Origin of the sequence: Desulfosudis oleivorans Hxd3, assembly GCF_000018405.1 — a bacterium.
GTDB lineage: Bacteria > Desulfobacterota > Desulfobacteria > Desulfobacterales > Desulfosudaceae > Desulfosudis > Desulfosudis oleivorans.
In genome coordinates this window covers 2,493,789-2,508,636 of record NC_009943.1, presented here as the reverse complement: position 1 = coordinate 2,508,636, position 14,848 = coordinate 2,493,789, and the positions used below count along the sequence as shown (strand labels likewise).

Sequence of the window (14,848 nt, the reverse complement as noted above, 5' to 3'; positions counted from 1 at the left end):
ATTTGGAAAAGAGGTAGGAGCGACTTCCTGTCCCATGATACGCATCAACGACATTTTAGAGACCCTGCAGGATCACAATCCCGACGCGCCAACCGATATCGTGGAGCGGGCCTATATCTATTCGGCAAAGGTCCATGAAGGACAGATGCGGCTTTCCGGCGAGCCCTATCTTTCCCATCCCCTGGAGGTGGCCGGCATCCTGGCTTCCATGCGGCTGGACAGCGTTTGCGTGGCCGCCGGACTGCTGCACGATGTGCTGGAAGATACCCACGCCACGGAAAAGGACATTCAGGAAATGTTCGGCGACGAGGTGCTCCATATCGTTCAGGGGCTGACCAAGATCAGCACGCTGCCCTACAGCAGCGACCAGGACCGCCAGGCTGAAAGCATCCGCAAGATGATCCTGGCCATGGCCGACGATCTTCGCGTTATCCTGATCAAGCTGGTGGACCGGCTGCACAACATGCGGACCCTGAAATATCACAAGGATGCCAAGCAGAAAAAAATTGCCCGGGAAACCCTTGATATCTACGCGCCCATCGCCCTGCGCCTCGGGATTTACTGGATCAAGAACGAGTTGGAGGACATGGCTTTCCGAGTGCTCTATCCCGAAGAGAACGCGTTTCTGGCCAGCCGGATCCGTACCGATGACGTGGAACGGGAAAAATATATCGAGACCGTCCGGGACTACATCAAGGAAAAGCTGGCGGAAAATGGCCTTCAGGGAGAAGTGGTGGGCCGGCACAAGCACTTTTACAGCATCTTTCAGAAGATGAAAAAGCAGAACCTGGACCTGAATGAGGTCTACGACATCATCGCCTTCCGTATCATTCTGGATACCATGCCCCAGTGTTACGAGGCCCTGGGCATTATTCACTCCATGTGGAAACCCCTGGCCAAGAAGTTCAAGGACTATATCGCGGTTCCCAAACCCAACCTTTATCAGTCCTTGCATACAACGGTGTTTGGCCCCTTTGGCGAACGGGTTGAGATTCAGATTCGCACAAAAGAGATGGACCGGGTGGCCAAGTCCGGTGTGGCGGCCCATTGGGGGTACAAGGAGGGAAAGGATTCCACCGGCCGGGACGGCAAAACCTATGCGTGGATTCAGAATTTGGTGGAGACTCAGGAAGACGCGGAGACGTCCGGCGAATTTCTGGAAAATGTCCGGCTGGACCTTTTTTCCGACGAAGTTCACGTTTTTACGCCTGAAGGGGCCGTTCGTTCCCTGGCCCGGGGGGCCACGCCCGTTGACTTTGCCTACTTGATTCACACCGAGGTGGGCCATCAATGCACGGGCGCCAAGGTCAACGGCCGAATGGTGCCCCTCTCCCACGTGCTGAGCACCGGCGACATCGTGGAGATCATTACCTCTGCCAAGGGCCGGCCCAGCGCGGACTGGCTTAATTTTGTCAAAACCAGCAAGGCCCGTTCCCGGATTCGCCAGTGGATCAAAAACGAGGAAAAAGAGCGCAGCCTGCAACTGGGCAGGGAGATGTGCGAAAAGATGTTTCGCAAGTTCCGCCTCAACTTCAACGAAGTCCTTCGGTCCGAGGAGATGGAACAACTGCCGGCGGCTTTTGGGTTTAAAACCGTGGACAACCTGCTGGAGCATGTGGGCTACGGCAAGATCACGCCCCGGCAGGTGCTGCAGAAATACATGGCCCGGGGGGAGGAAGCCCTTCCCGGGGACAGCGCGTCGTTTTTCGATAAAATTATCAGCAAGGTGAGAAAGAAGCGACCGGCGGACGGCGTTATCGTTAACGGCATGGATGATGTGCTGGTCAAGTTTGCCAGGTGCTGCCAGCCCGTTCCCGGCGATTCCATCATCGGGTTTATCACCCGGGGTACCGGCGTGGCCGTCCATCGGGCCAATTGCGTGAACGTTCTCAAGGAGTCGCCCGAGCGCCGGATTGACGTGCAGTGGGCCGCTGACACGACAACCGCCTACCCGGTGGAGATTGCCATCCGTTCCCACGACCGGATCGGCCTGCTGGCCGAGATCGCGTCGGTGATCAGTAAAAACGGGGCCAATATCACCAGCGCCCATACCGAAACCAAGGACAGGGGGCTGGTGGAAACCCATTTTTCACTGCTGGTAAAAGGGGCGGCGCAGCTGGACAGCCTGATTGCCGCCATTAAAAAGCTCAAGGCCGTGTCTGATGTGAAGCGGCTGGGTATGTGAATGTGATCTTCAGGAGAAGAATAAAAAAACCGGCAGGCCCAGAGGGGAGGGGGAGGGGGAGGGGAGGGCCTGCCGGAAGCTAAAGACAAAAACAATTAAGCGGCTTTTACCACGAAGCCGGATTTAATGCAGTTGGTGCATACGTACAGGGTCTGGGGTTTGCCGTCACGCACGGCCCGGACCCGCTGCAGGTTGGGGTTGAAACGCCGCTTGGTTACATTGTGGGCATGACTCACATTGGCGCCCACCATGGGTTTTTTGCCACAGATTTCACACTGCCTGGCCATTGATTCATATCCTTTCGAAAAAACAGACTTTATATTCAACAAAAAAATAATATTACACTGCGATTTGATAAAAGTAAAGGCTTTTTTTAATCGTTTTTCGATTCTTCTTTTTCCATTTCGGCCAGCCCTTCTTCGCACAAAGGAATGTGGCGCCGGGCCGTTTCAATGTCACCAACGTCCGGGTATTTTTCAATAATTTGCTTAAAGCGGTAGAGGGCCGACCGGTAGCGTTTGGTTTTGAAATAGAATTTTGCCACGTACAGCTCATGGGCCGCCAGGCTTTCCCGGCATTGGTGAATGTAGTCCGTTGCCTGGGAGGCGTATTCACTGTCCGGGTATGCCCGCACCAGCCGGCTGAAGGCATCAATGGCCCGGTGGGCCGGGGTCTGGTCCCGGTCGATGGTGTCCAGCCGGTTGAAATGACACAGGCCGGTACGGAAAATAACAAACGGAACCGATTCGTGGCGCGGGTGAAGGCGTTCAAAGTTTTCATAGGCCGATACCGCGCTTTCATACTCTTCCATGTTGAAGTAGGCATCGGCAACCTTCAGGTCCGCCAGGGTGGTCAGCTTGCTGAAGGGATACCAGTCTCTCAGGTTCTCAAAGGCCTCAATCGATTTTTTATAGCGGCCCTTGTCAAAGTACCGCGTGCCTTCATCGGCCAGTTCCTGGGCGCTCTTTTCCTGGACCGGTTTGTGCGCGCATCCGGCCATGGCGCAGATCATCAGAAGGGCAGAGAGGATTACAGCCAGTTGTTTCATGTAAAATCGCCTTCGGTGGTTGTCGGTTGAGGTTGCAACATAAGACATGGCAGCCGGCATGTCAACAGGAATCCGGGGCGACACCATGATCATGAGCCATTGCCGGCCTTCTGTTTTTCTGCATCCAGGGAGGGTGGGGACGCCTTTTCTTCTACCAGCAGGGAGAGAATGCGGTTGGCCTCCATGCGCTTGATGGTGATAACAAAATTGTCGATGGTGATGATCTCGCCTTCCTCTGGTATCCTGCCGATTCGATACAGCAGGTAGCCGGAAAACGTGTCGTATTCCCCGGATTCCGGAATATGCATGGGAAGTTTTGCGTTGGTCTCTTCAATGTGGGTTTTGCCCAGTACCAGCCATGTCTGTTTTTTTACCTTGACAATATGGGGCTCATACCGGTCGGTCTCATCAATAATGTCGCCCACCAGCTCTTCTAACACATCCTCCAGGGTGATCAGCCCCAGGACCTCGCCGTGCTCGTTGATCACGATGGCCATGTGGTGCTTGCGCAGCTTGAACTGTTTGAGCAGGCTGTTGAGTTTTTTGGACTCCGGAATAAAATAGGGCTTGCTCATCAGGGAGCGGATGTTGGGCGGGCCCTTGGCCTGCACATAGTGCCGAAAAACATCTTTTACATTGAGAATGCCGATGATGTTGCCGATGTGGTGCTCATAAACCGGAATGCGGGTATAGCCTGTTTTTAATATGGCGCCCAGGGGCAGTTTTTTGTTCACGTCCACGGCAAACATGTCGGTGGTGGGGGTCATGCTTTCCGACGCGCTGGTGTCGTCCAGCTTGAAGATGTTGTGAATAAACTCCTTTTCCTCGTTGTCGATCTCCCCTTCCTCTTCGGTGACCTCGATAATGGCTTTGAGCTCCTCCTCGGTCATTACCGGGATCGGTTTCATTTTGCCGGTGAGCCTGGGAATGAAGTTTAAAAAAAGAATGATCGGCATAAACAGGACCGACAGCCAGTAAAGGGGATAGATGGTGATCCGGGCGATGGTGATATTGTTGGTGGTGGCGATGGACTTGGGCAGGATTTCACCGAAAATCAGAATAAAAAAGGTCATCACGCCGGTGGCGATGCCCACGGCATTGTTGGAAAAGACGTCAATGGCCAGGGCCGTGGCCAGGGCCGATGCCCCGATGTTGACCAGGTTGTTGCCGATGAGAATGGTGGACAGCAGCCGGTGGGGGTTGTCCTTCATCTTTTTGATCAACAGGTCGAACCGGTTTTTCTTTTTGGCCAGAAACCGGATGCGGGAACGGCTGATGGAAAACAGGGCGGTTTCCGAAGATGAAAAAAATCCGGACAGAAACAGCAGCAGAACCAGCACAATGATCCGCGAAAGCATCGTGTCAAGCTCCTGTATGAAAAATGGGGAGTAGTAATGGAGGATGGCAACTGATGTCAGTCAGGGGAAGGCCGCGTAAGGGGACATCGGCTGCTGTTTCCGGGTTGATGTGCTTCATTCGATTGCTATTAAACTTTCCTGTCAATCTGAAGTGTTATGAAACAGAATAATGGCGATAGCCCGGATTGTCAACTATTACAGGGAACCCTGTCCGGCGCATGACTGAAGACAGGCTCGGTTCGGATGGATGCGACCCTGAAGGCATGGATGGTCCTCCCTTGCCGGGGGTGACCGTCAGCCCGTGTTTTTTAGCCCGGACAGTCCACCCTTCGGGCGAGTCGCCTTGACCGCATCTCATGTGTTGCTCCGGCATTCGCGGATACGGTAGGGGCGAACCTTGTGTTCGCCTCTTGATGGGCAACTCCCTGTGGTTGCCCCTACATTATTGTTCCGCGCCTCGCATCTTTCGGCCAAATCAACTCATGAAATATCCGGGTCAGGCTACCGGGTTTTGACCTTCAGCAGGTTGATGCCGGAGGCGGTCAGCCGGTCTCCCCATCCCACCAGTTTGCCGTTGATAAATACAACCGGGGTGCACTCCTCTTTGGCGGACAGCACCGTGGTCTTCTTTTCTTCGGTGCGATAGTACAGTATGGAGACCATTTTGCCGTCAGCGGCCTCGTAAAGCTCACTTAACACAGGGACCCCCATGACGGCGGTGACGTCGTCCTGGGCCATGCCCGGCTTGAGGGTGATCAGGTTCGAGTTGGTCTTCACAAGAGCGGGGGTGCACGAACAGAGCAGAATGGCAATGGCTATGAGAATCAGGATTTTTTTCATCATTTTTATCCCCTCCTGCCGGGAACCGGGTTCCCGAGACTATGTGGTTTGATGTTTGTCATCCCATGCGGTAAAACTCAGGTAAAGGTTTTACGGCAGGGTGTTTCTGGTTATTTTCTATAACAAGGCCGCTATTGTGTGTCAACGACAAACTGGCCGGGAATAAAAGCAATTGAGGGCGGTTTGCCCGGACGCGCGAGGGTTTTCCGGTTCCCGATAAAAGTGCTTTCCGCTACAACACCGGACGGTTTTGTCAAAACAGACGGGAAAAGCGAATATGGTGTCCAGTCTGAAGATTCTCCACCTGATCAGCCAGCGGCCCGATGCCACGGGCAGCGGTGTCTATGTCCAGGCCATGCTGCGTCACGCCGCACAAAAAGGGCATTGCAACCACCTGGTGGCCGGCATTCAGGCGAATAATATACCCCAGGCCCCGGTTGTCAATCAATGTGAATGCGCTTTTGTCTGTTTCGAAGGGCCGGACACACCCCTCCCCATTGTGGGCATGAGCGATGTGATGCCTTATAAAAGCCGGCGGTTTTGCGACCTGTCCGATAACGCGGTGGATGAATATGAAACCTGCTTTGCCGAAAAACTGCGCCATGCCGTCAAACGTTTCGCTCCGGACCTGATCCACAGCCATCACCTGTGGCTGGTTACCTCCCTTGCCAGACGCATGTTTCCCGGCCTGCCCATGGTCACCACCTGTCACGGCACCGATCTGCGCCAGTTTCAGAACTGTCCTCACCTGCAGGCGCGAGTTCTGGAGGGATGCGCCGGGCTGGACGCGGTCATGGCGCTGAGCCGGGCGCAAAAGACTGAGATTGCCTCCCTGTACGGGCTGTCCGAAGAAAAGATTCACGTGGTGGGCGCCGGGTATGACGAGGCCCTGTTTTATCTTCAGGCCAAGCCCGTCCCGCATCCGGTGCAGGTGGTATATGCGGGCAAACTGTGCAACGCCAAGGGCACGCCCTGGCTGTTGAAAGCATTATCCGCCATCCATACCGTGCCGTGGCAGCTTCACCTGGTGGGCGGCGGTGCCGGCGAGGAGGCCGATCAGTGCTGGAAAATGGCCGGCGACCTGGGAGACCGGGTGTGCGTTTACGGTGCCGTGGACCAGTCCACGCTTGCGGCTTTGATGCGACAAAGCCATATTTTTGTGCTGCCCTCATTTTTTGAAGGCCTGCCCCTTGTGCTGCTGGAGGCCCTGGCCTGCGGATGCCGTGTTGTTGCCACCGACCTGCCCGGCGTGGCCGAGGTGCTGGACGGCATGGATGCCGATTATATCTCCCGGGTCCATCCGCCGGGATTGCACACGGTAGACAAACCCTTTACCCAGGATCTGGACCGGTTTGTCAAAGACCTCGCAAACGTTCTTACCACACAGATGGCCGCAGCGGTCCAACAGCCCGATATTGATCTTTCCCTTATTCAGGACCGGCTTTCCGGTTTTACCTGGGGCCGGGTTTTTGAACGGGTGGAACGGGTCTACAGGTCGGTTTGTCGTCTATCATAATCGTGACCTTCCCTTAACCCCTCAAACGACGATATCTCCGGGTGTTCTCCCCATGAAGGCTTGACACGGGCCGAATTGGGCCGATATAGTGGCCTCATGGCTTTATTACAAAGGTGTTGCAACCAGGACTTGTTTAACCACCGATATGCCGGGACATGGATGCTTCCCTGCCCATACCCGGGATACCTGCCTGTGCCCGAATATGCCGGTAACGATCCTCCTCGCGGTTATTTTTTTCGCTGAAGTCTCAGGCTGTCGTTCCCCCTCGTATTAGCTGAACGAAAAAATTTTTCCGGCGGCCGAATGCCGGCCCGGCCGGGTTTTACAGTTCTACTTCAAATAAAGGAGTCTGTCATGAGGTCCATAGTCGCATGGATTGTCTTTTTCATTCTGGTGGTTGCCGGTCCGGTTGCCGCCGACGATAATGCTGAAACACAAAAAACCTTCAGCGGCACCGGAGAGGTAGGTGTTTTGATGACTACGGGCAACTCGGAAACCGAGTCGGTCAATGCCCGGCTGGGTCTGAAATATGAAACCGGCCACCTGCTGGCTGAAGGAGCCGCGGCCGCTCTCTACCGGTCCGAGGAAACAGATGTCGGCGGACAGACAGTGGACAAAACCTCGGCGGAAAAATACACCTGTTCGGCCAAGCTTGGCTATAAATTCAACGCCGCCAACTATGTTTTTGTTCATGCCGCCTATGAAGACGACCGGTTCAGCGGGTATGACTACCAGAGTACCTACAGCGCCGGTTACGGCAGAAAGGTGATTGCCTCCGACGCCGTGCGGTTGGATATTGAGGCAGGCCCCGGTTACCGGTACGACAAACGGGAGGATGGAGAGACCGAAGAAGACGCGATTTTTCGCGGATATGCCGTGTTTGGTTACAATTTTTCAGACGGCGTGTCGTTTCAGCAGGAGGTCACCGTGGTTACCGGGTCCGACAACACCAACACCCGCGCGGTGTCGGCCCTGAAGTCCCGGATTGTGGGCGCCCTTTCAATGAAGGTCTCCTACACGGTGGACCACGATTCCGATGTGCCGCCGGGAACCGATAAAACCGATACCGAGACCGCCCTTACTCTGGTGTATGATTTTTAACCCGAAAATTCCATGAAACATCCGGGTGAAGAGTAAGCGTAAGAACAGGAACAAAAAAACGGATCCATTCAGGCCGGGCAGGTGGTGGTTACCATCTGCCCGGCCTGAATGGTTTTGATCAGATCATGTCGCCGAAAACGGTATTTTATTGTAAAACCGGGCATTTTTTAAACTCACCAAACATATTATTCAAACGGTTACGTATCATCATATTGTTGCGTTTAAAAAACGCATAAAAAACCTTGACATAAATATTAATTTACGGAACAGTGATTAGTCGTAATCCTTCGCAAGCCGATTTGGCCAAAAGATGTAAGGTACGGGAAAAAATATTGCAGGAAGCAACTCCCCGTTGTTAAACGTTATTCTGGCAGCCACAGGGGGGCTCTTCAGTGTCCCGCGAGCATTCCGCAACCAGAGCTGATATGGCCGAATCAACTTGTAAAATGTTCGGGTTGGTGGGGAGAAAACAAAATCATTGTCGCTTGGATTTAATTACATATTCATATATTTACACAGAGGGTGGCTCCGATGGGAAAACATAAAATACTATTCAAAGTTCATCTCGCCTGTATACTGGCCATGATTATTCACGCTGTTTTTGCTCCAAGTGTTTTTGCTGACTACACGGTATGCAAGGGGCCGGATTGCTGTCTGATTCCCGGCGATCCTGACGGTGTTGAGAATGATCTATATTATAAGATTCAAGGCGGGTTAAAGCAGTATCAGAGACTTGTCCCTTCCGGGCTTGGCGGTGTCGGTGCGACCGATTGCGGGTGGCCCGGGCAAAAGACATTTGCGGAGATTTTCAACAGCACGTTGGCAACTACTCAAGCCCAGGGCGATTGCGAGGAGTGTCTTACGCTGCCCTCGAAAGATGGCCATGGCTGGGGTCGCATCAAGGGTTCTACGGTTTACGGGTACAGTGAAAATTATTCATGCTTTCAATGGCCTGATGTCGATAACACGTGGCCAGGTACCCGCTCTGAGGTTTTCGGATATAATCTTATCAGCAAAAAAGTCGTATGCATCGACGCCTTAAGCGACATCGACGGAGACGGCGTGGGCGACTGTACCGACAACTGTCCATCGGTGCCCAATCCCGACCAGAGGGATTGCGATGACGACGGTAAGGGCGACCTCTGCGATTGCGATCTGCAGGCCAAGGCCACAAAGACACGCATCGCTCCAGAAGAGTATACGATTATTAAGGATCCGGGTTGCGCCAGCCAGGGGGACATCAGATGGGAGGTTGTCCCAGAAAAGGATGTGGTTGTAAATATTTCACCCGCCTCTGATGTGCCGGGTGCTCTGGTGGTCGACTCTGCCGCATCGATTACCGTATATGCGGTTTCGGGTGCCGGTCATGTTCTTGTCAAGGCCACATCAAATATAGTACCGGGCTGTACGGACACCATCAACATTACCGTGGGTTGTGATGATTCCTGCGGCAGTGGCGGCAGTTGTTCTTCAGGAGGCTCTTTTGGTGCTGAAAACGGGAGCATCAAGGCAAAGCTCAGCCTTGGCAGGGAAAAAGACGGAACTTCTGCAGGCGAGATCCTGTTACAGGCCGATACGGTATCGGCCGATTTGGTCACGCCCGACGCCCTTGATGTGTATTTAAACGGTGATTCCTGGAAAGCTTTGAATCCCGACGGCACTCTCGGGCAGGTTGTTTCACGGGAGGTTTGTGTCGACATTAATGTTATTGATGAGTATGAATATGAAGCCAGTATCTACCGGGTAGATCCCTATTCCAGTCGATGGCTGAACGCATTCACAATTAAAGGATTTTATCCTTATGATACCAATATTCAGCCCATTGCCGTCCTGATTGTTGAAAATCCGGACAAAGAGACCGCCGAGAACCGTCTGACAATGACCTACTGGAAAGACGGATCCCAGACCGTCTACGCCTATGAATGGGACGAGGTCGCTTCCACCTGGACCCTTTCAAATGGCGACGGCGCCACAGTGGCCCAGGTGATTGCCAAGTCCAAGGTAACGGATACCAACGGCAACCGGATTGAAACCGAGACCATTAAAAACGGCTCAGGCACGGCCTCTTCGGTTATCCGCACCACATATAAAGACATCACGTGTGGCGGCCATGCCCGGCCCCTTGAAATCGAAAAAGTGGTGGACCCGGACAACGCGGCCCTGACCACTGTCACCGACTATTATGAGGAAGGGGAGGCCGGCTGCACCACCGGCAACTGCGGGTGGATAGAAAGCAGAACCTATGCGGACGGCTCCTGGGTAAAATATGAGTATGACGGCCGGTCCCGCAAAATCAAAGAGGCGCGCTCCTGGCTGGACCAGCCCATCACTGCGGCAGAAATGGCCGTGCGGGTGATCACCTATGATTACACTCCCATCAGCGGGTCAGGCGATACCAATGACGTGGAGTACGAGCTGCGCCCCCGCACTGTCACAGAAACCACCGAAGGGCATGTGGTGTCTAAAGACTATTATGTCTATCAGAAAGACGACACAAACAACGTGGTCACCGAAATTCACGAAATTGCGGCCACGCCCGCGGCAGCCTACGGCAACACGGCCAACCGCCGTACCGTTACCGTCACTTATCTTCCCTGGGGAGGTGCTGGCGCTGGCGAAATCAAGGGGCAGATCCACCCGGACAACACAAAAGAGACCTATACCTATGAGTCCGGCATCTACACGCCCGCCGATCCAGGCCTGGGCACATTTATCACCGGCAGCGGCACCGATGTGCGCGTTACCGTTACCCACGGCACAGCTGCCGCGCCCAACGGCATTGCCAACAAAACCACCCGGGAGATCATTATCAGGGACGAAACCGGCAGGGAACTGGCCCGGCAGACCCTTGTTTATACCGGCACCGGATATGAGCCGGTCTCCTGGTCGGTCATGGCCTATGACGACGATCATCATCTTACCGATACCTGGTACTCGAACGGCACCCACACCGCAGCCACATGGGGATGCTGCAACAAGGAAAACGAAATCGATATCTATGGCATGGTCACCGACTATACCGGTTATGACCCGCTCGGCCGGCTCACCCAGGCCGTAAAGAACAACATCACCACCACCTGGACCTACGACGGCAGCGGCCGGCGCCTGACAGAAACCGTCACCGGCGGGGGCCTGACCCTTTCCAGCCAGAACATTTACGACCTGGCCGGCCGATTAATTACGTCCACGGACACTGCGGGCCTGACCACCGACTATGACTATCAGAACAGCGGTCGCACCACCACTGTCACCCGGCCGGGCGGGGCCACCGAGATCACCGACACTTACCTTGATGGCCGGATCAGAAGCATCACCGGCACCGGCGTTGTTTCTCAATACTATACCTATGGCGTCAATGCCGATGGTTCCCAATGGACCCGTGTCGATATCGGCAGCCCTGCGTCCGACCGTTACGAGATCACCACCTATGACATGGCCGGTAACATGATCCGCACGGAAAAACCCGGCTACACCGGCACGCAGGCAACTGAAAACACCTATGACGTTACCGGCCGCCTGATTGCCACATCCGCTCCGGGCCTGGCCGATACGCTTTATGAATATGACGAGTTGGGCAACATGGTCCGCTCCGGCCTGGATGTCAATGATAACGGCGTGCTGGATGACGGATCGTCAGACCGCATTCAGGAAAGTGTCACTCAATACTCCAACGACGGCACCGACTGGTGGCAGGAAACCACCGGCAAAATTTTTGCCGTCACCGGCAGCAGCACCCCCACCACCACGGGCATTCAAAAAACCAGGCTCACCGGCCTGGGCGCAAACGGCCTTGTCAATGAGACCGTTTCTACTGACATTAACGGCAACCAGACCGTTGCCCGGACCGTTATCGACCCTGCCACCCAAACTGTAACGCAGACAGTGGACTACCCGGATGCATCCTTTAACGAAGTTACTGTCACGACAAACGGACTGCTGCAATCCCGGCAGAGCAAAACCGGTGTGACCACCACCTTTTCCTGCGATGGACTGGGCCGCCGGACCGGGGCCACCGATTCCCGCACCGGCACCACTGTTACCCATTACAACAGCCTGGGCCAGGTGGATTATGTGGAAGATGCCGCAGGCAACCGGACTACATTCATTTATGATGCAGCCGGCCGCCGTGAAACAGAGACCAATGTCCGGGGCAAAACCATCCGCTACGCCTACAACAGCCTCGGACAACTGACGTATAAATGGGGCAGCGCGGCCGAACCGGTAAAGTTTGTGTATGACGCTTACGGCCAGATGATCCAGATGCACATGTTCCGCAACGGCTCTGGTTGGGACGGGACAGAGTGGCCATCAGGTTCCACCGGAGATCCAGATATCACCACCTGGACCTATCAGCCGTCCACCGGCCTGCTCACTGCCAAGACCGATGATGAGGCCAAATCCACGGCCTACACCTACACCGCCGCCAACCGGCTGGCTACCCGCACCTGGGCACGGGATAACGGCACCCTTGTCACCACCTACACCTATGATCTGAATACCGGGGAACTCACTGGCATTGATTATTCTGGCACCACGCCGGATGTGGCCTATGCCTACACACGGGCCGGGCAGATGTATACCGTGGACGATGTTGTGGGCACGCGCACCTTTGCCTATAACAGTGCCCTGCAACCCGTCACAGAAACCATCGACGGCGCTTCCGGCGGGCTGTACAGCAAAACCATCACCCGCACATACGAGACCTCCGGCGTGGTGGGCCGGCCCACCGGGTTGAGCCTTACAGGCTACAGCGTGGCCTATGGGTATGAGCCTTCCACCGGCCGGTTTGCAGGCGTCACCTGGAACACCGGGGCCGGAGAAAAGACGGCCACCTATGCGTATGTGGCCGACTCTGATTTTGTCGACACCCTGACCATGGAGAATCTGGTCACGGATTTTGTCTATGAGCCGAACCGGGACCTCAAAACCCAGGTCAGGCACACGTTTGGTGGGGCCGATATTGCCCAATATGATTATACCTACACCGCCCTTGGCCAGCGCAAGACCATGGACCTGACCCCGGACCTGCCGGATACCCTGGTCGAGGCTACCACCACCTATACGCCCGATAATTTAAACCAGTACGATGCCATTGAAACTGGCGGCGTAACAGATAACCCGGTCTATGATGATGACGGCAACCTTACCCACCAGCAGGGCATGGTTTATACCTGGAACGCGGAAAACCGCCTCATCTCCGTGGAACCCGAGACCCCGACCGAAGGAAATACCAAACTGGCCTTTGTGTACGACTACATGGGCCGAAGGGTGAAAAAGGCCGTCTATACATTCAGCGCCGGCAGCTACCAGCTGTCAGCTGCCAGCTTATTTGTCTATGACGGGTGGAACCTGATCCAGGAGCTGGATGGAACCGGTGCGGTGCAAAAGTCCTATGTGTGGGGCCTTGACCTCTCCCAGAGCCTGCAAGGAGCCGGTGGCGTGGGCGGCCTGCTGGCCATGACCGACGGGGTGAATACTTACCTCTACTGCCATGATGCCAACGGCAACGTGGGCCGCATGGTGAGCGCGGCAGATGGAACGGTTGCGGCAGCTTATGAATATGCCCCGTTTGGCGGGCTGATTCATAAAAGCGGGGTTATGGCGGATGAGAATGTGTTTCGGTTCTCGACGAAGTATTGGGATGGGGAGAGTGGGCTCTATGAATACGGCTTGAGGTACTACGATCCTGAAACCGGACGGTGGATCAGCAGAGACCCGGTCGGAGAAAGTGGTGGGCTGAATCTTTATTCTTTTGTAATGAATGACCCTACTAATTTCTTTGATCTGCTTGGACTTGTTCAGGTTGGAGGGTCTGAAGGCTATAGCTCTGATTCTATGTATATCGACATAACATGGTACAAGCCGAAATCATTGTATTTATTATTTAAATGTAAAGGATGCCCTGATGTGAATGAGGCTCCTGTAGCCGGCAGAACAGTTGATATTGACTATGATAAATCCAATTTTAAAGTAGAGACAATCATAAAGTATGTATTGAAAATCGTATCAGGTGGCGAAGATGCTGATTTATTTTGGACCTACAATAGAGAAAAACGTTATTATTCTTCGCTTCCCGGCGAAGCCAAGAAAGATATCGAAATAGGAAGACCCTGTTGGGTTAAAATCTCCTGTGAGGTGAATTGTGAATGTTCATGCGGTGGCGATGCCTGCCATTCATGGAAAACCCGATGGGGAGATAAATGGATTTCTGGAAGAGTTACTACTTCTATGAATTGGGGATTAGGACCGAAAGTCTGTGAAGTTTCTGATTTTAGGCTTGATGCAAAGAAGAGGCAGTGTAGGCAGGAAGCGAAGGGGAAATGTAAATCGTGTTTATAGGAAAGATTAGATGAATGACTGAAAAGAAAGCATTAAAACTCGGTCTGTCTTTTGGAATTATTATTGGAGTGATCGCTTTAGTTTTCGTATTGAAATTTTGTATAAGTATAGAAAAGACAGTTTCTTATGAAGAGTATCCTTCTTTACTTGAGGCAATAGAATCAAATGCATCGACAGAGGAAATTCTGAAAATTTTGAAAAAAAATCCAGAGGCAATTAACCGTCTTCAGCAACAAGATGGAGAATCTTTTGTCTTTGATGATCCCATTGGTACTGCTGCATTATTGAATCGCAAAGATATTATTCTTCTTTTAATAGAACATGGAGGTGACCCGTTAAAGGCTACTGACTATATTATGAATCAGTATGGGAGCAGTAATAAAGAAGCAATAGGCTTAATAAGGGAATGCATAAAAGAAAGTTCTTCAGAGGATAAGGAAAGGGAAGTGCCGTAGTGCCGG

General features: G+C 53.6%; 9 protein-coding genes. 5 read left to right on the top strand and 4 right to left on the bottom strand.

All coding sequences use genetic code 11. The features are described 5' to 3' along the window. Positions 1-34: 34 nt before the first annotated feature. A complete protein-coding gene (locus tag DOLE_RS10575; protein ID WP_012175473.1) occupies positions 35-2,185 on the top strand; it encodes a RelA/SpoT family protein in 2,151 nt (716 codons plus the stop codon). Positions 2,186-2,280: 95 nt separating this feature from the next. Here the strand turns inward: DOLE_RS10575 and rpmB are convergent, their stop codons facing one another. The 4 genes from rpmB to DOLE_RS17460 form a co-directional block, all read right to left on the bottom strand. Further along, a complete protein-coding gene (gene rpmB / locus DOLE_RS10570; protein ID WP_012175472.1) occupies positions 2,281-2,472 on the bottom strand; it encodes a 50S ribosomal protein L28 in 192 nt (63 codons plus the stop codon). Between the two features lie 86 nt (positions 2,473-2,558). Next, positions 2,559-3,233 (bottom strand): outer membrane protein assembly factor BamD, encoded by a 675-nt coding sequence (locus tag DOLE_RS10565; protein ID WP_041281075.1) that lies wholly within the window; start codon positions 3,231-3,233, stop codon positions 2,559-2,561. Positions 3,234-3,322: 89 nt separating this feature from the next. After that, positions 3,323-4,591, bottom strand: a complete 1,269-nt coding sequence (locus DOLE_RS10560; RefSeq protein ID WP_012175470.1) for a hemolysin family protein — start codon at positions 4,589-4,591, stop codon at positions 3,323-3,325. Between the two features lie 501 nt (positions 4,592-5,092). Then, positions 5,093-5,434 (bottom strand): DUF3192 domain-containing protein, encoded by a 342-nt coding sequence (locus DOLE_RS17460; RefSeq protein WP_012175469.1) that lies wholly within the window; start codon positions 5,432-5,434, stop codon positions 5,093-5,095. Between the two features lie 274 nt (positions 5,435-5,708). On the opposite strand from DOLE_RS17460, the gene DOLE_RS10550 reads away from it, so the two are divergent. The 4 genes from DOLE_RS10550 (at position 5,709) to DOLE_RS10535 (ending at position 14,842) form a co-directional block, all read left to right on the top strand. Then, complete coding sequence (locus DOLE_RS10550; RefSeq protein WP_012175468.1) at positions 5,709-6,947, top strand: glycosyltransferase family 4 protein; 1,239 nt, start codon at positions 5,709-5,711, stop codon at positions 6,945-6,947. A 354-nt stretch (positions 6,948-7,301) separates the two neighbouring features. Beyond that, positions 7,302-8,048 (top strand): DUF481 domain-containing protein, encoded by a 747-nt coding sequence (locus tag DOLE_RS10545; RefSeq protein ID WP_012175467.1) that lies wholly within the window; start codon positions 7,302-7,304, stop codon positions 8,046-8,048. A gap of 1,062 nt (positions 8,049-9,110) precedes the next feature. Then, positions 9,111-14,387, top strand: a complete 5,277-nt coding sequence (locus tag DOLE_RS10540) for an RHS repeat-associated core domain-containing protein (protein ID WP_041280505.1) — start codon at positions 9,111-9,113, stop codon at positions 14,385-14,387. 14 nt (positions 14,388-14,401) lie between these two features. Continuing rightward, positions 14,402-14,842 carry a hypothetical protein gene (locus DOLE_RS10535; protein ID WP_012175465.1) on the top strand — a complete coding sequence of 147 codons (441 nt, stop codon included), beginning with the start codon at positions 14,402-14,404 and terminating at the stop codon, positions 14,840-14,842. Positions 14,843-14,848 lie beyond the last annotated feature (6 nt).